We start from the raw sequence: 21,525 nt of genomic DNA on the forward strand, positions 1-21,525 counted from the left end.
CATACTAATTTTCAAGCAAGTTTGAAACTGCCGTAAGTGTGATTTCGTTGTCTTTTCTGTCGGCGGTAATTACGCAGCCCGATGTAATCTGACCTGTAAGCGACAAGATTGAAAGTTTATCCTCCAAAAGCTTTTGGATTGCTCTCTTAAGCGGTCTTGCACCGTATCGCTTATCGTAACCTTTTTCCAAGATAAGCTCTTTCGCTTCATCGGTAACAACAAGTTTTGCGTCTTTTTCCGCAAGTTTTGCGTGAATATCCTTTAGTAATAGGTCAATAATCTGTCTTAGATTTTCCTTTGTAAGCGGTTTGAATGTTACGATTTCGTCAATTCTGTTAAGGAATTCAGGCTTAAAGAACTGTTTTAAACTCTTATCCACGTTATCGTCAAGTTTAACTTCATCATTCGAGTTAAAACCTGCCGCCGCCGACTTAAATTCAGAACCTGCATTTGTTGTCATTATAATAATGGTATTTTCAAAATTAACTATTTTACCGTGACTGTCCGCAACACGTCCGTCATCAAGAATTTGCAAGAACAAATTAAACACTTCAGGGTGTGCTTTTTCGATTTCGTCAAGCAATATTACGGAATACGGCTTTCTTCTAACCTTTTCCGTAAGCTGACCGGCATCATCATATCCGACATATCCCGGAGGTGAGCCGATTAATTTTGAAACCGAATGTTTCTCCATATATTCCGACATATCAATTCTGATAAGTGATTCTTCGTTATCAAACATAACTTCCGCAATCGTCTTAACAAGTTCTGTTTTTCCGACACCTGTTGGGCCTGCAAATATAAACGATACAGGACGTTTTCTTGTAGTAATATCGGCTCTGCCGCGTCTTATCGCACGCGAAACAGCCTCAACAGCCTCATTCTGACCGATAACCCGCTCATGAATACGCGATTCAAGATTAAGAAGTTTTGTAGATTCGTCCTCCGTCAAGCGATGTACGGGAATTTTAGTCCACCCCTCGATAACAGCCGCAATATCGTCAAACGTAATCTCTGCTTTTTTAGCCTCGTTTTCAGCCGTTTCAATGTCTTTTTCAACTTTAAGTTTTTCTGTTTTTAAGTTGGCTATTTTTTCAAAATCGCCATCATCGGTAGCCGTTTCAATATCTTCCTCTATGACATCAAGTCTGTCCTCCAACAATTTAACGTCATAAAGTGCCTTATTTTTAAGATTTACTCTTGAACCTGCCTCGTCTATTACGTCAATAGCCTTGTCAGGCAAAAATCTGTCTGTTATATATCTTTCCGACAACCTTACCGCCTGTTCGATTATATCGTCAGAAATTTTTACAGAATGGTAATTTTCGTAATAATCCTTAATACCTTTCAAAATCTCGATACTTTCGTCAATAGAAGGCTCGTCGATAAGGACAGGTTGGAAACGTCTTTCAAGTGCGGAATCCTTTTCTATATGTTTTCTGTACTCTGTAAGAGTTGTCGCACCGATTATCTGAATTTCACCTCTTGCAAGTGCCGGCTTCAGAATATTCGCCGCACTCATTGCCCCTTCTGCGTCACCTGCCGCAACGATATTATGAATCTCATCAATTACAAGTACAACGTTACCTCTTTCGGCAGCCTCGTTTAAAAGACTTTTCAGTCTTGCCTCAAACTGTCCTCTGAACTGTGTACCTGCCACAAGTGCCGTAAAGTCAAGCAAATAAAGCTGATAGTCAAAAAGTTTAGGCGGAACATTCTTTTCATATATTCTGCAAGCCAAACCCTCTGCAACGGCAGTTTTACCTACACCCGGCTCACCCAAAAGAACTGGATTATTCTTTGAACGTCTGTTCAAAATCTGAATTACACGTTCAATCTCCGCATCTCTGTTTACAACTCTGTCAACCTCGCCTCTTGCGGCTTTTTCGGTAAGATTTGTGCCGTAAGTATCAAGCATGGTCTTTTTCTGTTTTTTCTTCGACTGCTTTTTGTCTTTCGACTTTTTATTCTCCTCGGTACTTTCGTCACTGTTTGAGTTAGAGCCAAGATTATTAAAGAAATCTTTAAACGCATCAAGAGGAGCGGTAGCCGCACCGCCTTCGTCGTCCTCACCGCCCGAAATCTGTCCGAGCATTTCCGACAAATCGCCGTCCATACCAGGCATACCTTCCATACTCTCCATAAATTCGGACATCTGATTATTTATATTTTCAAGTTCTTCGTCAGACACACCGAAATTATCTATCATTTGATTAATCGGAGCAATCCCCAACTCTTTTGCACATGACAGACAAAGTCCTTCGCTTGTGGTCTTTCCGTTTTCCATTTTTGTAATGAAGAAAACCGCAGGGTTTTTCTTACATTTTGCACATAATGTCATCACTTTTTTCCTTTCTATATATCTTAAAACGGTTTTACCGCCGAAAATACACAATTTTTGAAGTTATTATACCATATCAATCTAAAATTTTAAACCCCTTTTTAAGTATGTTTACAAATATTTCACTTTTCGCAAAAATAATTGGAATATATTGTAAATTTATTTCATATACTTTATATATAGAATAAATTTCACAAAAAGGACAAGTTTTATTATGAATACACAACAGTTAAAAAACAGTAAATGTATAGCGGTTTCAAACTATACCCGCCGTCAAAAATCTTCACGTCTGAAAGGCGAGCTTATAGCATTCTTTTCAGTATTATCTATTATATGCACCTGCCTTTATATTATAATTTCATCTCTGCCATACTAAAAAATTACCCATATATAATTTATTTATTTAGAAATAATTATAGAATTTGCAAAAAATATCATAAATATATTGCTTTTTTCAGCCAAAGATAGTAAAATAGACTATGAATATTTTATAGGGGGTAATTTAATGTCAGACGGCAGTATGTTTTTGACTGTGTTTAGCATAATTTTACAGGTATTTTCTTTGTCAATCGGTATTTACTATCTTATAGTCGGGATTACGGGTTTTTTGCCGATAAAAGACAAGAATAAGAAAATTTCCGACAAAACACATAAATTTGCACTTATAATATCTGCACATAATGAGGAAGTCGTTATCGGTAATATGGTTGAATCTTTGAAACAGCTTGATTATCCCGATGACGCATATGATATTTTTGTAATTGCCGATAATTGCGACGACAATACCGCAAAAGCGGCTGAAGATGCCGGTGCACTTGTATATGTAAGAAACGTTCCGGAGCTTAGAGGTAAGGGACACGCGCTTGAATGGATGTTCGACAAGCTTTATAAAATGGACGAACAATACGACTATATATCGGTATTTGACGCGGACAACCTTGTTGATAAAAATTATCTAAAAGCTATGAATGAACGTGCAAATCAAGGCTTTAAGGTTGTTCAAGGTTTTCTTGACAGCAAAAACCCATACGATTCTTGGATTACGGCAGCTTATTCATTCTGTTTTTGGAGTGTAAACCGTATATTTCAGCTTTCAAGATACAAACTCGGTCTTTGCTGTGAACTTTCGGGTACCGGCTTTATAATCGCACTTGACACTTTAAAGAAACTCGGTTGGGGTGCAACCTGTCTTACGGAAGATATGGAATTTACAATGAAACTTTCTCTTAACGACACACGTGTGGCATTCGCTTACGACGCCGTTGTTTACGACGAAAAACCTTTGACCTTAAAACAGTCGTGGCGTCAGAGAGTTCGTTGGATGCAAGGACATTGTGACGTTGCATCAAGATATTTCTTCAAACTTATCAAAAAAGGCATTAAAGAGAGAAAACTTTCGTGTATTGACTGTGCTGTATATCTTGTTCAGCCGATAAGAATTATCGCAACAGGTATCATTACATTCTTCGCATATGCACAAACATTTCACCCCGACGGTGACTTAGGATTCATTCAGCTTTCATACATATTCGGTAATTCGTGGCTGTGGAACGTAATCGTTATTTTGCAGTTCTGCTATACACCGTTCGTTATATGGTATGAACGCCGCGAATTTAAGCCAAAAATGGTATTTTACTACTTCACATATATTTTGTATAACTTCACTTGGGTGCCTATCGCAATTCAAGGTATGATCGGTAAAAACAAAACCGAATGGTCACATACAAAACATACTCGCACAATTTCTATGGAAGAGTTAAATCGTTTAAACAGTAAATAGTATATTTTAAAAACCGCTTTATGCGGTTTTTTTATTGCCCCAAACGCTTGACGTATTATTTCATTTATTGTATAATAAATCTTATAGAGAGAAAAGCAGTGCGTGGCAGTCAAATTGTATGATTTGCTATTGTTTTTCGGAAAAATAATTAAATATTTAATTAATGGAGGAAGAGAGTAATGTTAGTTGAAACAAAGGCTAAAGTAGGCGTATTTTCTATTGCATTAGGAGCTTATCTACCTCAGTTCCCATCATTGGTACCTGAATTTGAAGCTCAATACGATGCGTTCAAGAAAACACTTCCTGACACTGTCGAAATAATCGACGGCGGAATGGTAACAACAAAGGAGCAGTCACAAGCAGCAGGAGATTTATTCCGTGCCGCAGACGTTGACTTGGTATTTCTTCAGTTACTTACATATGCAACATCATACAATATGCTACCGGCAGTAAAAGACCTTGATGTACCGGTTGTTCTTGTAAATATCCAAAAGCTAAAGGCTTTGGATTATGACCACACTGATATAGCGTCATGGCTTGGCGAAGGTTATGCCTGCGGTGCAGTCGGCGAAATGGTTGCAGACCTTGAAAGATACGGCAAAAGACACGCTGTAATCACAGGTGTTGTTGAAGGCGGTGACCCTGGTGTACAGGCTGAAATCGACGATTGGTGCCGTGCAGCTCAGGTTAGAAGAAGATTCAGAGATACAAATATCGCTCAAATCGGCAGACCTTATCCGGGTATGATGGACCTTTACATTGACGAATCAAACCTATACAGAAGAATGCACCTATATACAAAGCAGTTCGACTGGGAAAAGATGTGGGCAATCGCTGACAACATCACAGACGAAGATGCAATTCGTGCAAAGGCTCAAGATATTCTTGATACATTCGACATCGAAGGCGGCGGAAGTATCGAAGAAGTTTGGGATATGGCTAAATACGTTGTTGCTTTTGAGCAATGGGTTAAGGACGAACATCTTGGCTTAATCGCATCTCACTATGACGGTTACGCTCAAGGTAAAGCCGGCGTACTTGACAGTATGCTTATCCCTGCATTCTCAATGCTTATTAAGCAAGGTACAGCTTGTGCCGTTGAGGGTGATATGAAGGTTGCTATGGCTATGAGTATCCTAAAGACTATCTCAGGTACAGGTCAGCTTGCTGAAATGTATTCAATCGACTTTAACGACGATATTGCAATCATCGGTCACAGCGGTTCGGGTGATGCTGATATTTCAGATAAAAAACCTACAATGAAGATTGTTAAGGTATTCCACGGTAAAACAGGCGGCGGTTACCTTACTCAATTCTATCCGTACACAGGTCCTGTTACTTATCTTGCAATTACACAAGACGGTGACGGTCACTTTAAGTTTATCGTTGCAGAGGGCGTAAATGAAGAAGGTAAGATTCTTTCATTCGGTGATACAAATATGAGAACACGTTTCACTTGCGGAGCAAGAGAATTTGTAAACCGTTGGAGCGAATGCGGTCCTACTCACCACTTTGCAGCCGCTACAGGCAGACATATCGATACAATCTTAAAGGTTGCTAAAATCTTTAATGTTCCTGTTGACATCGTAACAAGATAAATAAAACATATAAAAGCAAGCTATTCACGTGGCTTGCTTTTTTTGTACATTTAATATGAAATTATTGCTTTAAAGTTTAATATGTGTTAGAATAAAAAAAGGAGGTAGAGCCATATGTCAAAATACGAAGAAAAAATAACAGATAATTCACTTTGGTACACCGCCACACCAACTCCGCTTACACTGACATTGCCTTTTTACATAACCGAGGCAGGTCATTTTCGTGCAGAGGCTGATTATAAAGTGGAACGTGACGAACACGACAGTTATCTTTTGTTGTACACAATAAAAGGCAGCGGTACGGTTGTGAGTGACAAAGTTTCTTTGACTGCTCTTCCTCACAATGCCGTTATGATAAATTGTCATAATTATCATAAATACTTTTCAAATAACGAAGAATGGGAATTTATATGGATTCATTTAAAAGGCAGTGCAGTGTCGGCAATGTTTGATGTTCTCTACCCTAACGCGGTAAATATTATTTCCGTAAAAGACTTTTTGAGTTTTGAACAACAGCTGTCGGAGCTTATATGTAACGTGACAAAAAATGATGTTCTCAGCAGCATTTCCACTTCTTCGCAAATACATGATGTTCTGAATACACTTGTTATTTACACAATCGAAAATGAACAAAAAAGTCAAAAACGTCAACATTCGGATGATATTAATGTGGTAATTGATTTTATTCAAAATAATTACTCCGATTCAATATCCATTGATGATATGATACAGAATATCCATATTTCAAAATATCATTTTATCCGCCTTTTTCGTAGGATTATGGGTACAACTCCGTATAATTATTTGACGAATTATAGAATAAATAAGTCAAAATTGCTTTTGCGTACAACAAATAAATCAATCGCCGAAATATCCGAAGAATGCGGGTTCCTTGATACAAGTAACTTTATATCACAGTTTAAAAAGAATACCAATCAAAAACCAACCGATTATAGACGCGATTTTACTTAGTTTTTCTTCCCCACTTTTACTCATACACTCCTGCGGAACGAAAACAGTCTGACGTACAGTAAATATAATTTAATGAAATAGGTAGTGAAGTGTATTATGTTAAAATCAAAAAACATTAAAATTATGATATAAGGAATGATTAAAATATGAAACTTATAGGATTTAAAGAATTAAACGGTTGTAATAGTTGTTTAGAAAGTTTGTATAGTAATCTATCTGATGTCGAATATGAAAACAAGGAACAAATATTGAATTATCTAAAAAAAGGAACATTTATCTTTGTACGTTTAGATATTTTGCGTGATATATTTACGGGCGATACCATATCATATGAAAATCATGTTTTAGGCGATAACGAATACGTATGGAGTGATGAACTAATATATTACGTAGAAAAATACAATGCAAAGTTGCCTAACGAATTTGTAAATCATATATTAAAATCATATTAAAATATGATTTCACCCAAAGTAGTTATAATGTCATATGTTTAAGTGCGATTCTAAATATGACATACGAGTTAAAAATGCATTAAAATCTGTTGCAAATGTCAAAAAATATGGTATAATAAAAGAGAATACAGACAGTTAGGAGTGATTTAGAATGAAAGAACTTAAACCATCACCCCAATTAGACGGAACACTTGAAGAAAATAAACGAGCAATTCAAAGAATAATTGATAGCTTAACAGAAGAAGAAATAGCGGAAGCAATGTCAGATAAATACGCATACCTTGACGAAGATTAAAAGCACGTTTTTAGACGTGCTTTTTTGTATGCAAGTAAAATCAGAATTTTTGTTATAATTCAATCTTTTCACCTGTTTCACGATTTATAAAATTGATTTCAAGTTCATAGCCAAGAGCATTGGCAATGGCGGTCAATTCCCTTTCGTCAAAATTATTACGCGACATTTTATTTGACAAATTCTGTCTTGAGCAATTTAATTGATTGGCTAATTCGGTCATTGTAAAATTATTGCGTTTCATAATTACTTTTATTTTTTCTGCTGTTGTAAGCATATAAATCATCCTTTCTATTGTATCATCTCATATTAACATTATACACTTAATAATTTAAAATATCAACAAAAATCTAAAATTTCAACTCACACGCTCCGCGGGAAGTGTGATGGTATCACATTTTCGGCAAATCTACTTAGTAATTTAATATTACTATACATTTGCATATAAATATGATTATATAAATATTACGCTACACAATCGAATTTGTCCGATTTAGACGTAAAAAAGGTACTGCATACGCAGTACCTTTTTAAGCCGTAAAATCAAATTAAAGTACAGCTTCCCACAATTCAGGATGTGGATTAGCAATAACTTCTGTATTGATAAGCACGCCTTGTTCAGTCGCAATTCTTGCTCCTGCCTCAACGCCTGCTTTAACGTCTGCAACATCACCTGTCATTGAAACAAAGCACTTACCGCCCAAACCACGAGCCACACGAACTTCGATAAGTTCGATGTCACCGGCTTTAACAGCAGCATCGGCTGCTTGAATTGCACTTGCGGCAGTAAATGTTTCAACAATACCGAATGCCTTCTTTTCCTCAACATCGGCTGTTCCGCAAATTGCCTCAAATACGTTATCACCAAGATTACCTATTACAAATTTATCAATAAGTGCATCTTCCGCGATAAGTTCCGCTCTGTCAACAGCCGCATGAATAGCAGAAAGTTCTCCGCCTACGATTGTGACAAATTTACCCGGACAAACCGAACCTGAACTTATAAGCACGATACCCGCACTCTTTAGCATTTCATCAGTTACAACAATACCCTTAGATACGTTTTTTACTTCAACTAATCCTATTGAATTCATCATCTCTCACCCACTATCTTTCAATAATAACAAATCTGTCTGTGACTGCCTTAACCTTGCCGTCAATGCTTGCGTGCATTGTTGTACCAAGATCCTCGTATGCTGTTTGAGCAACAACGTCACCAACTTTAACTGTATCGCCGACCTTTACAGTAGCACTTGCCGGCTTACCAACGTGTTGTTTAAGTTCGATATAAACTTCGTTTGGAGCAAAGTCTATATACTTTCTTTCAACGTGTGCTTTAACATACTTTCTTATTCCCAGTCTGTCAATCAGAACAGACGAAGATACAAGTCTTGACGCTCTTTCAGGTCTTACCTGTTGTGGCGCTTGATTATTCTGACGTCTTAGACCCTTTCTTCCAAGAGCACCTTTTACGTCCATTGAAATCTTCTGCGGGTCAAGCATTTGCTGACAACCGATAACGGTACAGACACCGCAACCGCAGCATAGAGCCGACTGCAAAAAGCTTTCTGAATCTGTAACTTCGCTGTGCGATGCCGCACGAACTGTCTTATGCACATTAATATTATATCCAAGCAAGTTTCTCGGACACATATCACTACACATTGTACAGTTACAACAAGCTGCAGACGCACGCTTTAATGTCATTGAAATTGGCATTCTCTTACGTTGAATGATAGAATGAGTTTCAGGGAATATAAGAAGTCCCTTAGTTGTCTTAGTAACAGAATCGTTTTCCAAATCAACAAGTCTACCCATCATAGGACCGCCGTTAATAACGGCCTTACCGTCAAGGTCACCGTGTCCTGTTGCCTCAAGCAACGCCTTAATCTTCATTCCGACAGGAACTTTAACTGTAATATCCTCATCAACGTCACCGCCGATTGTTACATACTTTTGAGTAACAGGCTGACCGTTTGTAATTGCACAGTGAATGTTATAAACAGTTTCAACGTTAATAACCATTACGCCGACCATTACAGGGATTGCTCCCTCCGGAATAATCTTGCCTGTTGTTTCATATGTAAGTACAACTTCGTCACCGGCAGGATAAATGTCGGGAATTTCCTTAATTCTTACCTTTGTACCCTCAAGTGATGCAACAATTTTTGTATCCAAAAGGTGCATATTCTTACCCTTGATACCGATAATTGCCTCATCTGCACCCATTGTATCAATAAGTACATTAAGTGTATCAACAAGTGCCTGAAGGTGATGTTCCAAAATGTGATGATCAACCATCATCAATGGTTCACATTCTGCCGCATTCACTATAATCTGTTTTACTTTGTCTGAAAATTTTCTGTGAGTAGGGAATCCGGCACCACCGGCACCGACTATACCTGCATCATATACAATTTTCTGAAGCTCTTCAAATGTCATTTTGCTTCTTCCTCCCCAAAGAGTTATTATGTGGGTTTATTTACTGAATTTAATCAGCATTGTTTCTCGTCAAGTATACCGACAATCGTTGCGTCAACAGGTGAATTTGCATCACCGATTGCAACTCTCGCACTGCTACCCGTAGTAATTATAACGTCCTCACCGATACCGGCGCCGACTCCGTCAACTGCTACAAGGAACTTATCGACAAGATTTTTATTTTCAATACATTGTACAAGCATAAACTTATATCCCACCAAACCTTCAAGTTTATGAGTTGATACAACGCTTCCATATACTCTGCCAATAATCATTATTATCAATCCTCTTATTAGACAAAAAGCCTAATATGGTTATTTTTCTAAAATCACAACTCTGTCGCCTGTCTTTATTGCACAGGCATTTGCGTCATCAGTATCGATGTGCATTTCCGTATTAAAGTCTTCTCTAACTCTGACCTGAACGTTATAGAAACGTGTCGGTTTTGAGTTTTGGATTTCAACATCAACGATGTCATTATCCTTAATTCCATACTTTTCTGCCTCTGCAGGAGTCATATGTATGTGTCTGTTGGCTATGATACAGCCTTCATTTAAAAATATACTGCCCTTTGGACCAACCAACGCCATCGGCGCACTGCCCTTTAACTCGCCTGAAGGACGTACAGGCGGACTAACCTTTAATTTAAAGGTATCTGTTCTTGAAATTTCAACTTGTGATTGTTTTCTGACAGGACCAAGTACACGAACACCCTCGATTGTACGAAGTGACGGACTTACCAATGTTACACATTCTTCTGCCGCAAACTGATCACCCATAAGCATTTTCTTTACAGTAAGTTCGTGTCCCTTACCGAAAAGAATTTCCAAATGTTCCTGTGATAAATGAACATGTCTTGCCGACACGCCGACTTTTATTCCTTTATTATCTTCTTTTTGCTTAATAATATCTACAACTGCCTTAGCAATCATATCTTGCAAATTGTTGTCCATTCCTTTTTCCTCCTAAAAATTGAGGTTTCATTCCCCATAGCTGTGACGGGAAAATTAAAATTCCCCGTCAGCCATGTCGGAATCGGACTTAACGTCCATACTTCGCCTTATGTATTTCTACATAAGAATTTTTACTTACTAAATCAAACAGCAGGTAAAATCTTTTCAACGTCACTGTGTGGACGAGGAATTACGTGAACAGATACAAGTTCACCAAGTCTTGAACCTGCTGCAGCACCTGCGTCTGTTGCAGCCTGAACTGCACCAACGTCGCCTCTTACCATAACTGTTACAAGACCTGAACCGATTCTTTCTGTACCGATTAGTGTAACGTTTGCAGCCTTAACCATAGCATCTGCTGCCTCGATTGCTGCTACAAGACCTCTTGTTTCTACCATACCTAATGCTTCTACTGCCATTTTAAATTTCCTCCTATTTTTTCTTGGGCGAATGCCCTTTTTTACTTAATTTATTTATCTAAAAGCACCAATGTGCAAATTAGAACTTAATTATTGTGTTTTCTTCGGACGACCGCGTCTTCTTGTTGCCGGTTTCTTTTCGGCAGTTGTTTTCGCAGTCTTTTCCGTTTCTGTTGATTTCTCAACTGTTTTTGGTTTTTCAGCCTTAACCGGAGTTTCTTTTATCGCTCCGACGTGTGTTCCCGCAATTTCCGAGTTAGGCTTTTTCTCCTCCTCGTCAAGATGCAAGAACTTAAATATCTCATGATGAGGTCTTGCTATAACCTGTGACGCTTTCAAACATCCGTCCTTTGTAGCTCTTGCCACACCGGCGTCAACTGACGCTTTTACGGAAGTAAGTTTGCCTCTTACGACTATTGTTACAAGTCTGCCTCCAAGCTTACGCTCTGTCGCAACAAACTCAACATCAGCCGCTTTCAGCATATCGTCAAGCATTATAATAGCATTTCCCAACGCTGAAACCTCAACCAAACCTAATGAATATTCCATCTGCTAACCTCCTACTTAAATCGAAGGCAGGATTTTGGCAATGTCATCATGCGGACGAGGAATTACATTAACTGCATAAACCTCACCTATTTCTTTTGCCACTGCCTCACCGGCTTTAACAGCCGCCGTAACAGCGTCAACATCGCCTTGAATCACTACATTCACAAGACCTGAGCCGATTTTCTCAGTTCCGACTACCCATACGTCAGCGGTTTTGGTCATAACGTCGGAAGCTTCAATAGAAGCGGTAAGACTTCTTGTTTCGATAAATCCTAATGCCTGCACTCCTATATCATTCCTTTCCTTAAATTTACGCTACGCGTTATTTGGTATATGACCTACCTTATCTCTGCCGACACTTGTTCGGTTCGCCATTTTTTGCGAATCGTCGGTTGGTCTTGCAATTATGTGCTTATTTATAAGTCCGGATATGCTCTCCGCTGTTCTTGCAGCCGCGTCAACCGCCGCAGTAACGGCACTGACACTGCCTTGAACTTTGACAGCCATAATAAGCGGTACTTCTACCGAATCGGCGTTTGCCGGCTTATTTGAGTCGATTGCAATAACTTTAACGTCTGCAGCTTTTGCAGCCGCGTCTGCCGCTGTTATCGCAGTAACAAATCCGAACATTTCTATAATTCCTATTGCGTCATTCATACTTATTCAGCCTTTCTTCCGAGGTTTAGATTAAGTCTTTTCTGACGTAAGCTATTTTCAATCCCTTCTGAGCAAGGTTTGTTTCAAGTGCCTCGTTCATTTCTTCAAGTGGGAATCTGTGTGTAATAAGTTCCTTAATAGGCAATCCGATTGCGATTGCTCTCTTTAAGAAATCAAATGTTGTAGCATAATCTCTAAGAGTATATACCCATGAGCCTACAAGCGTAATTTCCTTTGAGCAAAGGTCAAAGTGAGGATTGATTGTAGCGTCACCGCCGTTGATAAAGAAACCAAGTTCACAAAGTCCGCCGCCGTTTCTGATGAACTTATAGATATTGCTGTGAGCAACAGGCGAACCTGTACACTGGAATGCAAAATCTGCAAGATGTCCGCCGAAAGCGTCCTTTACAGCATTTGCAAGGTTATCGATACCCTTGTAGTTCATAAAGTTAACTGTTTCACCGGCACCCATTCTCTTAGCGAATGCAAGTCTTTGTTCATTACCGTCAACTGCAACGATATTTTCAATACCCATTGTGCGTAGAACTGCTATACAGATAAGACCGATAGGTCCGCAGCCCTGAACAACAACTCTTGAGTTAAATCTCAAAATGTTAGTTGTCTTTGCTCTTTCAACAGCGTGTACCAAAACCGCACATGGCTCGATAAGAATTCTTGAATCAAGATCAAGGTCGCTTACGTTAAATACTGTTGAACCACCTCTGATAAGAATGTAGTCACTGTACCAGCCGTTTAGGTGAACGTTATCATCAGGAAGAAGTCCGTAAACGTCTGCACCGCCTACATTTTGCTTATTAAGGTCAAACATTGTAATATCAGGATCGTCTTTGAAAATCATACAAGTAACAACCTTATCACCGATATTTAAAGGTTTACCTGCGCTGTCTTTCTTAACGTTTTTACCCATCTTTACAATTTCACCCGTACCCTCGTGTCCAAGAACAACAGGGATAAGTGAGAATGGGTCATTCTTATATTCGTGAGCATCTGTACCGCAAACACCGCAGCCTTCAACTCTTACAAGAATATCGTCATCACCCAACTCAGGGATTGGGTATTCCTGAATTTCAAAGTGCTTTAATTCTGTCATCATAGCAACTTTTGCAGTCTTTGGAATGTCACCGCTCGGAGCTGCTTGTGCTTTTGGAGCTGATGCAGGAGCACCACTTGTCATTTCTTGCAAAACCTGTTGTACAAGCTTTGCTACATCATTTTCGTTTATATTCAAGGTTTTCACTCCTTTTTATATGATATTAAGTGCGTCTGAAAGTACGCATCTTCTCTGACGTGTAAAACTTCTCGGAGAAGTGATACCCTCACCTGTCGGACCGGCAATAGTAAAGGTTGTCCAACCTTCAGCGTTAAAGCCGATACCTGCATATGACGGAGCATTCTTAACAAATATTGTTGTACAGATTGCTTTTGCATATTGTGTCATATGGTCAACATTCTTTGAATGAAGATGAGCGCTGTGACGATTGCCGTGTTCAGCCTTAACAGCCATTTCAACAGCCTCGTCGAATGTATCTACTCTGACGATAGGAAGTATCGGCATCATAAGTTCTGTCTGAACAAATGCCTGTGAAAACTCTGTTTCACAAATGATACATCTAATATCGTCACCGACATTGATACCGATTTGAGCAAGAATCTTCTTTGCGTCACGTCCGACCCAATCCTTATTGATAACACGTTTTGGCTGTTCGCCCTCTTTTTTAGGCTTTGACCAAACAAGGACAACATCCTCAAGTTGTTTAACTTGTGCCGCATTGATTAGGTAAGCACCGTTCTTCAACATATTCTGAATAAGCTCGTCCGCAACATTTTTCATTACGAAGCATTCTTTTTCAGCGATACAAGGAAGATTGTTATCAAATGTACATCCGTCGATAATATCTTTAGCCGCCTTTGGAATGTCGGCAGTATCATCAACAACAACAGGAGGGTTACCTGCGCCTGCGCCGATAGCTTTCTTTCCGCTTGAAAGCAGCATTTTAACAACGCCCGGACCGCCTGTTGCAACAAGCATTCTTACTGATGGGTCATTAACCATCTTAGCAGAAGTTTCTCTTGTCGGTTCTTTTACTGTACATACGATATTTTCCGGACCGCCTGCCGCAAGAATAGCTCTGTTGACAAGGTCAACAGCATATGCTGAAATTCTCTTTGCGTGCGGGTGCGGATTGAATATAACACCGTTACCGCCTGCAAGCATACAGATACTGTTACAAATAACTGTACAGCTTGGATTTGTTGACGGTGTGATTGCACCGATAATTCCGAACGGAGCCATCTCAACAAGTGTAAGACCTCTGTCACCGGATAGTGCACGGGTTTCAAGGTCAGATGTACCAAGAGTTTTATCGGCAACAAGGTGATGCTTTAAAATCTTGTGATAAACATTACCCATTTTAGTATCCTCAACAGCCAACTTAGCCATTGGTTCAGCCTCTTCATGAGTAAGACGTCTGATTTCCTTTATAATATTTTCCCTTTGTTCTTTATTATAATGTCTAAAGGTCGTGTAAGCTTTGTTACAAGCTGCAATGGCCTCTTCCATTGTATCGAATACACCAAGCTGCTTTCTTGCAGGCTTGTTATCGAATGATGAAATATCCATTCCGGCAATAACGTTTTTAACGATTTCGCTTACTTGCTTTTCATCTACCATTAACTTTTCCAACCTCCTCAAGCGAATCGTGTTTTAAAATACGCGTCGGCAACCATTGCAAGAGTTGTATCTTGCTCTTTTGTGCCACCCGAAACTCCGATTCCGCCGTATATTTTTTTGTCTGTTCTAAGCGGATAACCTCCGCCCAACAGTAATATTCCGTTTCCGTTTGTAAGTCCGTCAAGCGAGCCGCCTCTTGATTCATCAAGTGCGATATGTGTAGGCATTTTCAGTGCTACGGCTGTATAAGCCTTATCCTGTGACGCCTGAACGCTTGCTATGTAACTATCATCCATTGCGTGAAGAAGTACAAGATTTGCACCCTCGTCACGAATTGCAACAACCACTTTAACACCTAAAATCGTCGCCGCTTTTTCAACTGCCTCGGCAAGTTCTTTCGCCATAGCAATAGTCATCTTTTCGGGACTTTCATGTTTGCAATTTCCGCCGCACTTACATTGTTTTTTACACTCTTTTTTCACTTCCGGTTTAGGAGCAGAAACAGGTTTTGCGACTTTTTTTTGTTTAACGGTTTGTCCAGAGTTAAGGCGTACTGCCAACTCATCGACAAGTTCATCAATAGTTTTCATGATGTTTCTCCGTTACTTATTTATTAAGTTGTTCCATAACTTTCTTTGTTACTTCTGCAACAAGGCTTTCCATATCCTTATTTGATGATGAAGGAGTCGGGCAAACCTGTGAAGGAAGCGGTTGGAAACCATGATAAGCGGCTGATGATTCTACGCCGTACTTTTTATTAGCCTCTGTCGGTGACATTGAGCAAGTATCGTCACCTTCATAACAACCCGGACAAAGCTTTTCCATAGGGTGCTTACCCGGAACGCCGAATTGTTTTCTAAGTTCAACAAGTTTCTTAACTTCACCGCAAGGGATTTCCTTTTCACCGCCAAGCATTCTTGCATAGAAAAGTAGCTTTGCGTAAAATTCTGTTGATTCCATTCTGAAGAATGCTGTGTTTAGGTCACAACCGAATGAAAGTGCACCGTGGTTTGCAAGTAGAATTGCATCATAATCTTGAAGATATGGTTCAAGTGATTCAGGAATTTCCATTGTTGACGGTGTACCGTATTGTGCGATTGGCACTGCACCAAGGAAGATGATAGCTTCCGGCATAATTAGCTTGTCAAGCGGAATACCTGCGATAGCAAATGAAGTTGCAATCGGAGGATGAGCATGAACAACGGCATTTACGTCCGGTCTTTGCTGATAAACCTTCAAGTGCATTTTGAATTCTGATGAAGGTTTCCAAGGGCCGTTAGCCTCTTTTAGATTACCTTGTCCATCAACTTTACAAATCATTTCAGGAGTCATGAAACCCTTACTTACGCCTGTCGGTGTAACATAGTAAGTGTTGTCATCAATTTTGACTGAGAAGTTACCGTCATTTGCGGCAACAAAACCGTCATTATAAATTCTCCTTCCGATTTCGCATAATTCTTTCTTAATTTCAAAGTCAGACTTATACATTTGTTTTCCCTCTTTTCTTTGTTTTTTTTGGTTTTATTTTGTTTTGTCTTTATTATACACCATATAAGTCTTGTTGTAAAGACTTTTTTCTGTGTTTTTGTGCTGTTTACCGCACAGACAAATTGTAAATTAATATCTTTAACTGTACATTATTATTTTATCACAAAACACCTATACTTTGCAAGTCTTTTGCGTAACATTTTGCACAATAAAACTTATTATTTTTTCCGCTTTATCAATAATATACAATCGTAATAAGTGAATTTTGTGAAATGTAACCAAAATGTAATATTGTTGTATTATAATTGCAATCTTGTATTTTATTTCGCCATAAAAATAACGGACGCATTCGCGTCCGTTATTGTATTATTATGTTCAGAAATTAGTTTACAAATCTGTAAATAACGATTTCTTGTAGAGCACCCTTATCACAGAATCTTGCTATTGCATAATCACCTGTTTTTGTTTCAGAATCATATGGCTCAAGATCTGAAATCTCACTACCGTCTGTATCAATAGAAGCCTTACCGGTCTTTATATTGATTTCAATAGTATCCATAAGCTTTGATGAGTCGAATTGAAGAGTATTCAATGCACTTGCATCAATTTCAACCTTAGCCTCATCATCAAGATCTGATGAAAGCACTGCACCATATACCATCATATTACGAGCAATAAATTGGTTATATGCACCAAACGGTAGAGCATCGGCTACAGTCTTACCTTCATATACTTGTTTATACACATCATCTGCGTCAAGTACCAAGACAATTCTATCTCCACCATCATAAAGAATATAATCGCCCTCTGATAAGTAATCAGTCAATTTAGCACCAGATTGTGCATTCCAAATATCTGTTGTTGAATAGAACTTGCTACCACCCTGGTCTGCAATAATGCCGTTATTCTTACCCTTGTTATTCAACTTACCTAAAACAGCATTCTTTGTTGTTGTAAGAGATACTTCTGCACCATTAAAGTAACCATTGATTGTGTAAACTGTGTTGTCATCATCATCAACACCAGTTTCAATTTCATTAACGACCATTGTCGGATTGTTAGCAGCCGTATCAATATCCTTTACTGCTGCAAGAGCATCCGCACTTGAAGTAAAGTTGATAAGAATTGTAGGAACATTTGTATTTTCAAATTGACCAACAACGAAATCACGACTTGAACCGTTTTCTCTTACCACATAAGAACCTGAATTTACTGTACCAACCTTATAGTTGTCTGCATTTTTCATATCTGCTGCAGTCTTTGGAACTGACATTTCAACAATACCGTCACCAATCTTATATCCGCCAACAAGACCAGATACAACCGCAGTACTCTTTAAGTTTGTTGGATTAATTCTAAGAGCCTTGTCATCAGAAACTGTTTTAGCATTAACTGCACAATATAATCTTGTAATATTGCCACTTGAATTAACTTTATACTTTACAAGTCTAATTGCAACATTTGCATCAGATGAAAGTTTCATAAATGAATTTGCACTTACAAGAGCTGAAATTGTTGACTTAGCCTCTTCTTTTGAAGAAAGTGTTGTAGCAGTTGTTGCTGTAGGAGCCCAGTAATCAATACTTGAGCCAAGCTTATATTCAGCTGACTTACCGTCTTGAGTCATCATTTCAATAATGTAACCGCTACCGTCTTCTAAATCATAGCCGTTCATAATCCAACCATACTTTTCGCCTGACTGAAGAACACTTCCGCCTGCTGATTCAATATAAGCTATACGACCGAACATATCTGTATAGAATGTTGATTGTGTACCGCTTACAAGATCGCCAACTGCAACGTTTGCAACATCGTACTTTGTACCGTTGATTGTAGCATAGCTCTTGTCAACCTTCTTTGAAATACCTGACGCCGAACCTGTAAAGCTTTCGCCTGTTACAACAACGTCAACAACTGTATCGTCAAGACTTCTTCTGATTGTTGCTACATCGTTCTTCTTTAAGTTTCTAAGTCTGATCTCGTTACCTGCTTTTGTAACAGAGATTGTTCTGTCTTCTGAATCGTCAAGTTTGATTGTTAGCGCCTTTGTATCGCCGAAGTTATCGTCATCTGCTACTTTACCTACGATTCTTTCGTCTGTTGCACTTGAAACTACCATTGTTTCATATGAATCTACAAATACAACATCAAATACATCGTCCTTGTCACTGTCTACAAGTCTGATGTTACCTTTTTCAGGAAGAAGTAGGTCACTGATTGATTCACCTAACTCTGCAAGTTGGCTCTTTGATATAATCTTACCGTTATATACGATTGATGCACCGGCACAGTTCTTTTTCTTGCTTACGCCTTCGATTTTGAATTTACCTTCATCTGTATCAAAGCCTTCAACTGTTTGAATATCATCAGCATCAGCCTTGAATGTTGTTGTCTTTGATGCGTCATATGTTACTGCAAGAACTTTTGGTGTAAGACCGCTGTTTTCCTTGTAGTAATATGTAATCTTTTGAGCAAGGTAATCTTCAAGACCTGTTAGGTCACAGTCAAATAGCTTAGCTTCATCGTCTTCATCTGAAACGATTTCGATTTGACCGTCTTGAACGTCTGTTGAAGATACGCTTGTCTTTGATGTAGCTGTAAGAACACCCTTCTTATCGATAACGTCAAACTTAGCCTTTGCCAATGTGCCGTTAGCTTTGTAAGTAGGAGCACCGTTCTCATAGCCGTTGATTTCCTTGTATTGACCAAGAAGTGCATTATACACCATCTTGATAACTACGCCACGGTCTGAGGCAACGTCTGCCGCACCCGGTGCGTTCTTTGTGATTTCAAGGTCTGACATACCTGCAACCTTGATATAACCGTTAGGATATCCGCCGTAATATTCAGCGTCATCCTGATAATTCATAGCATTTACAAGCATTACACATACTTGAGCATATGTAACTTCGCCGTCAGGAACAAATGTTCCGTCGCCCATACCGCTGATGATATTAGCCTCTAAAGCTGTTTGAATTTGATCAGCAGCCCAGTGTGATGATGTTACATCTGTAAAACCGTTCTGATATGTAGATGTTGATGTTAAATCAAGCATTCTTAGAACGATTGATGCCATTTCCGCTCTTGTTACCTTTGAATCAGGCTTTACACTACCATCTTCATAACCTGTGATAATACCAAGTGCACTACATAGTGAAAGTGCCTTGTCATAATAACTGTCGTTATCATAGCTGCTACCAGATGTAGTAGGAGCAACTGTAGCTACAGGAGCCTCTGTTACAGCAGGAGCCTCTGTTGCCTCTGCACCGGCAGGAGCCTCTGTTGCCTCTGCATCGGCAGGTTTTTCTGTTGCTTCTGCAGAAGTTGTTACAACTGTTTCAGCGTTTGTATCTTCATCTGCAAAGCCGACAACGCCGACTGAGCCTACAAGCATTGCTGATGCCAAAAGCGCACAGATTAGTTTTTTCATCTTGTTACCCATTTGAATACCTCCATAAAATTTAAAAATATAATACAAATTGGATTTTTCCAATTTCTATTAACGAAACTCACAGACAATTATATAGCATTGTCAATACAATTAACAGTTAAAAATCAGTTATAATTGTCTAATTTAAAGACTATTTTCGGTTGTTTTTATAAATTCAACCTGCTTCATTTTTTTCTCTTGCCAACCTTGCAAATTCCCTGTACTCCAGCGGAGAAACTCCGGTATATTTTTTAAATACCTGACTGAAATATTGTGAATTTGAGCCGTAACCGACTTTTTCGGCAACTTCGTAAATTCTGTCCTTTTTACCCTCAATTATGAGGTCTTTCGCCATTTCCATACGTTTTTCCATAACATAATGAGAAAAATTCTTGCCTGTTTCTTTCTTAAACAGCTTTCCAAGATAATCGACATTCGTATATAATATCGTTCCGGCAAGCCATCGCAGCGAAAGATTTTCATTTTCGATATTCTCATCAATTATGTTAATCGTATCACGAATTAGCGAACTGTATATTTTGTTAGATTCCGGTGCATTGGCTTTTGCGATTTCAAAACCGTTCTGTTCAATGAAAGATTTAATCTCACTAAGCTTTTTAGCCGCTTGAACAGAAACAATTCCTTTCATATACTTTTCGATTTTTTCAACACTGCAACAACGAATTATGCAGACATAAAGCTCTAAACAATACGTTTTTGCAACCGCCGGAGTCGGCATTGCCTTTTCAAGTGTTTTAAAAAATCCGCTCAAAAGCATTTTCAGCTTTTCCATATCACCGGTTTTTACGGCGTGTTCAATAGCGCCGTATTCAGCTTGTACACTAACAGCATTTTCGTTGATTTTAATATCGTTTTCATACAAAATCTCGCAGCTGTCAGAATAAAACGAATATCCCATACATCTTTTCAGACGTTCGTATGATGCAGGTGCATCAGCTATTGACGCAATCTTGCTGTATACCGCCATAACATCATATCCATAGCACGTTTTCATAGTATTATGAATTTTCTCAAGTACCGATGTAATCTCTTGCTGTTCCAATAATGTTGTTATAAGAAACAAATGATTTTTTATTGTTGTGCTTAATAATAATCTATCTTCACCGATGTACTGCTCAGAAGTGTTTTTTAAGAAGAATATATCTTCATCTTCACTTTGCTGTGCCGGTTTAATGATTATCATTCTTGTTTCAAGCATACGGTCTACGCCAAACGTCTTACAATATATATTGAATATTTCATATGTATCGCCCGTACCAAGAATGTATTCTCTAAGAAATTGTTCTTTGATAATAGGCTTAACTCTGTCCGCCTCGGAAATAACCATTTTTTCAAAATTGCCTTTGTTTCCGACATCATAATTATGTATATCATTCAACTTATACATAGACACCTCTCCC

General features: G+C 38.7%; 21 protein-coding genes. 5 read left to right on the top strand and 16 right to left on the bottom strand.

Annotation, left to right across the window (positions count from 1 at the left end):
• Window positions 1–4 precede the first annotated feature (4 nt).
• Entirely contained in the window at window positions 5–2,341 is a 2,337-nt protein-coding gene (locus tag ACSAMO_RS07005; RefSeq protein ID WP_337601000.1) for an ATP-dependent Clp protease ATP-binding subunit, read from the bottom strand.
• A gap of 505 nt (window positions 2,342–2,846) precedes the next feature.
• On the opposite strand from ACSAMO_RS07005, the gene ACSAMO_RS07010 reads away from it, so the two are divergent.
• The 5 genes from ACSAMO_RS07010 to ACSAMO_RS07030 all read left to right on the top strand — a co-directional run bounded on the left by ACSAMO_RS07010 (window position 2,847) and on the right by ACSAMO_RS07030 (window position 7,438).
• Window positions 2,847–4,121: a glycosyltransferase family 2 protein gene (locus tag ACSAMO_RS07010; protein WP_117968441.1), complete on the top strand. Its 1,275-nt coding sequence runs from the start codon at window positions 2,847–2,849 to the stop codon at window positions 4,119–4,121.
• A gap of 179 nt (window positions 4,122–4,300) precedes the next feature.
• Window positions 4,301–5,719, top strand: coding sequence for an arabinose isomerase (locus ACSAMO_RS07015; protein ID WP_117968442.1), 1,419 nt, complete (start codon window positions 4,301–4,303; stop codon window positions 5,717–5,719).
• 114 nt (window positions 5,720–5,833) lie between these two features.
• Entirely contained in the window at window positions 5,834–6,691 is an 858-nt protein-coding gene (locus ACSAMO_RS07020; RefSeq protein ID WP_412613550.1) for an AraC family transcriptional regulator, read from the top strand.
• A 146-nt stretch (window positions 6,692–6,837) separates the two neighbouring features.
• Entirely contained in the window at window positions 6,838–7,143 is a 306-nt protein-coding gene (locus ACSAMO_RS07025) for a hypothetical protein (RefSeq protein WP_499209008.1), read from the top strand.
• A 151-nt stretch (window positions 7,144–7,294) separates the two neighbouring features.
• Window positions 7,295–7,438 carry a hypothetical protein gene (locus ACSAMO_RS07030; protein WP_499209009.1) on the top strand — a complete coding sequence of 48 codons (144 nt, stop codon included), beginning with the start codon at window positions 7,295–7,297 and terminating at the stop codon, window positions 7,436–7,438.
• A 52-nt stretch (window positions 7,439–7,490) separates the two neighbouring features.
• On the opposite strand, the gene ACSAMO_RS07035 is transcribed toward ACSAMO_RS07030, so the two are convergent.
• The 15 genes from ACSAMO_RS07035 to ACSAMO_RS07105 all read right to left on the bottom strand — a co-directional run bounded on the left by ACSAMO_RS07035 (window position 7,491) and on the right by ACSAMO_RS07105 (window position 21,512).
• The gene (locus ACSAMO_RS07035; protein WP_499209010.1) at window positions 7,491–7,712 is read right to left on the bottom strand and encodes a helix-turn-helix domain-containing protein; all 222 of its coding nucleotides are present in this window, start codon (window positions 7,710–7,712) and stop codon (window positions 7,491–7,493) included.
• A gap of 271 nt (window positions 7,713–7,983) precedes the next feature.
• Window positions 7,984–8,532: a BMC domain-containing protein gene (locus ACSAMO_RS07040; RefSeq protein WP_499209011.1), complete on the bottom strand. Its 549-nt coding sequence runs from the start codon at window positions 8,530–8,532 to the stop codon at window positions 7,984–7,986.
• Between the two features lie 10 nt (window positions 8,533–8,542).
• Window positions 8,543–9,877: a 4Fe-4S dicluster domain-containing protein gene (locus ACSAMO_RS07045; RefSeq protein WP_022229850.1), complete on the bottom strand. Its 1,335-nt coding sequence runs from the start codon at window positions 9,875–9,877 to the stop codon at window positions 8,543–8,545.
• A gap of 53 nt (window positions 9,878–9,930) precedes the next feature.
• Window positions 9,931–10,191, bottom strand: coding sequence for a EutN/CcmL family microcompartment protein (locus tag ACSAMO_RS07050; RefSeq protein ID WP_022229851.1), 261 nt, complete (start codon window positions 10,189–10,191; stop codon window positions 9,931–9,933).
• Window positions 10,192–10,230: 39 nt separating this feature from the next.
• Window positions 10,231–10,869, bottom strand: coding sequence for a phosphate propanoyltransferase (pduL, locus tag ACSAMO_RS07055; protein ID WP_022229852.1), 639 nt, complete (start codon window positions 10,867–10,869; stop codon window positions 10,231–10,233).
• Between the two features lie 143 nt (window positions 10,870–11,012).
• Entirely contained in the window at window positions 11,013–11,288 is a 276-nt protein-coding gene (gene eutM, locus ACSAMO_RS07060; RefSeq protein WP_117968447.1) for an ethanolamine utilization microcompartment protein EutM, read from the bottom strand.
• A gap of 90 nt (window positions 11,289–11,378) precedes the next feature.
• Window positions 11,379–11,837 (bottom strand): BMC domain-containing protein, encoded by a 459-nt coding sequence (locus ACSAMO_RS07065; protein ID WP_117968448.1) that lies wholly within the window; start codon window positions 11,835–11,837, stop codon window positions 11,379–11,381.
• Between the two features lie 15 nt (window positions 11,838–11,852).
• Window positions 11,853–12,122, bottom strand: a complete 270-nt coding sequence (locus tag ACSAMO_RS07070; RefSeq protein WP_022229855.1) for a BMC domain-containing protein — start codon at window positions 12,120–12,122, stop codon at window positions 11,853–11,855.
• A gap of 30 nt (window positions 12,123–12,152) precedes the next feature.
• Window positions 12,153–12,494 (bottom strand): BMC domain-containing protein, encoded by a 342-nt coding sequence (locus ACSAMO_RS07075; RefSeq protein ID WP_022229856.1) that lies wholly within the window; start codon window positions 12,492–12,494, stop codon window positions 12,153–12,155.
• Between the two features lie 25 nt (window positions 12,495–12,519).
• Complete coding sequence (locus tag ACSAMO_RS07080) at window positions 12,520–13,689, bottom strand: zinc-dependent alcohol dehydrogenase (RefSeq protein WP_499210096.1); 1,170 nt, start codon at window positions 13,687–13,689, stop codon at window positions 12,520–12,522.
• 69 nt (window positions 13,690–13,758) lie between these two features.
• On the bottom strand, window positions 13,759–15,186 hold the full coding sequence (locus ACSAMO_RS07085) for an aldehyde dehydrogenase family protein (protein ID WP_022229858.1): 1,428 nt from the start codon (window positions 15,184–15,186) through the stop codon (window positions 13,759–13,761).
• Window positions 15,187–15,203: 17 nt separating this feature from the next.
• Window positions 15,204–15,776, bottom strand: a complete 573-nt coding sequence (locus ACSAMO_RS07090; protein WP_117968451.1) for a heme-binding protein — start codon at window positions 15,774–15,776, stop codon at window positions 15,204–15,206.
• A 16-nt stretch (window positions 15,777–15,792) separates the two neighbouring features.
• Entirely contained in the window at window positions 15,793–16,674 is an 882-nt protein-coding gene (locus tag ACSAMO_RS07095; protein ID WP_117968452.1) for a class II aldolase/adducin family protein, read from the bottom strand.
• A 382-nt stretch (window positions 16,675–17,056) separates the two neighbouring features.
• Window positions 17,057–20,116 carry an S-layer homology domain-containing protein gene (locus ACSAMO_RS07100; protein WP_499209012.1) on the bottom strand — a complete coding sequence of 1,020 codons (3,060 nt, stop codon included), beginning with the start codon at window positions 20,114–20,116 and terminating at the stop codon, window positions 17,057–17,059.
• A 163-nt stretch (window positions 20,117–20,279) separates the two neighbouring features.
• The gene (locus ACSAMO_RS07105; RefSeq protein ID WP_499209013.1) at window positions 20,280–21,512 is read right to left on the bottom strand and encodes a helix-turn-helix transcriptional regulator; all 1,233 of its coding nucleotides are present in this window, start codon (window positions 21,510–21,512) and stop codon (window positions 20,280–20,282) included.
• Window positions 21,513–21,525 lie beyond the last annotated feature (13 nt).

The organism is Ructibacterium sp. SJQ-7 (assembly GCF_054696575.1).

What these genes read in the sequence shown, in the direction of transcription:
- ACSAMO_RS07015 (WP_117968442.1), top strand. Translation starts at nt 4,301, where the DNA reads ATGTTAGTTGAAACAAAGGCTAAAGTAGGCGTATTTTCTATTGCATTA.
- ACSAMO_RS07030 (WP_499209009.1), top strand. Translation starts at nt 7,295, where the DNA reads ATGAAAGAACTTAAACCATCACCCCAATTAGACGGAACACTTGAAGAA.
- ACSAMO_RS07065 (WP_117968448.1), bottom strand. Translation starts at nt 11,837, where the DNA reads ATGGAATATTCATTAGGTTTGGTTGAGGTTTCAGCGTTGGGAAATGCT.
- ACSAMO_RS07035 (WP_499209010.1), bottom strand. Translation starts at nt 7,712, where the DNA reads ATGCTTACAACAGCAGAAAAAATAAAAGTAATTATGAAACGCAATAAT.
- ACSAMO_RS07075 (WP_022229856.1), bottom strand. Translation starts at nt 12,494, where the DNA reads ATGAATGACGCAATAGGAATTATAGAAATGTTCGGATTTGTTACTGCG.
- ACSAMO_RS07005 (WP_337601000.1), bottom strand. Translation starts at nt 2,341, where the DNA reads ATGACATTATGTGCAAAATGTAAGAAAAACCCTGCGGTTTTCTTCATT.
- ACSAMO_RS07050 (WP_022229851.1), bottom strand. Translation starts at nt 10,191, where the DNA reads ATGATTATTGGCAGAGTATATGGAAGCGTTGTATCAACTCATAAACTT.
- ACSAMO_RS07105 (WP_499209013.1), bottom strand. Translation starts at nt 21,512, where the DNA reads ATGTATAAGTTGAATGATATACATAATTATGATGTCGGAAACAAAGGC.
- ACSAMO_RS07010 (WP_117968441.1), top strand. Translation starts at nt 2,847, where the DNA reads ATGTCAGACGGCAGTATGTTTTTGACTGTGTTTAGCATAATTTTACAG.
- ACSAMO_RS07085 (WP_022229858.1), bottom strand. Translation starts at nt 15,186, where the DNA reads ATGGTAGATGAAAAGCAAGTAAGCGAAATCGTTAAAAACGTTATTGCC.
- ACSAMO_RS07100 (WP_499209012.1), bottom strand. Translation starts at nt 20,116, where the DNA reads ATGGGTAACAAGATGAAAAAACTAATCTGTGCGCTTTTGGCATCAGCA.
- pduL (WP_022229852.1), bottom strand. Translation starts at nt 10,869, where the DNA reads ATGGACAACAATTTGCAAGATATGATTGCTAAGGCAGTTGTAGATATT.
- ACSAMO_RS07080 (WP_499210096.1), bottom strand. Translation starts at nt 13,689, where the DNA reads ATGACAAGTGGTGCTCCTGCATCAGCTCCAAAAGCACAAGCAGCTCCG.
- ACSAMO_RS07095 (WP_117968452.1), bottom strand. Translation starts at nt 16,674, where the DNA reads ATGTATAAGTCTGACTTTGAAATTAAGAAAGAATTATGCGAAATCGGA.
- ACSAMO_RS07025 (WP_499209008.1), top strand. Translation starts at nt 6,838, where the DNA reads ATGAAACTTATAGGATTTAAAGAATTAAACGGTTGTAATAGTTGTTTA.
- ACSAMO_RS07040 (WP_499209011.1), bottom strand. Translation starts at nt 8,532, where the DNA reads ATGATGAATTCAATAGGATTAGTTGAAGTAAAAAACGTATCTAAGGGT.
- ACSAMO_RS07045 (WP_022229850.1), bottom strand. Translation starts at nt 9,877, where the DNA reads ATGACATTTGAAGAGCTTCAGAAAATTGTATATGATGCAGGTATAGTC.
- ACSAMO_RS07090 (WP_117968451.1), bottom strand. Translation starts at nt 15,776, where the DNA reads ATGAAAACTATTGATGAACTTGTCGATGAGTTGGCAGTACGCCTTAAC.
- ACSAMO_RS07020 (WP_412613550.1), top strand. Translation starts at nt 5,834, where the DNA reads ATGTCAAAATACGAAGAAAAAATAACAGATAATTCACTTTGGTACACC.
- eutM (WP_117968447.1), bottom strand. Translation starts at nt 11,288, where the DNA reads ATGGCAGTAGAAGCATTAGGTATGGTAGAAACAAGAGGTCTTGTAGCA.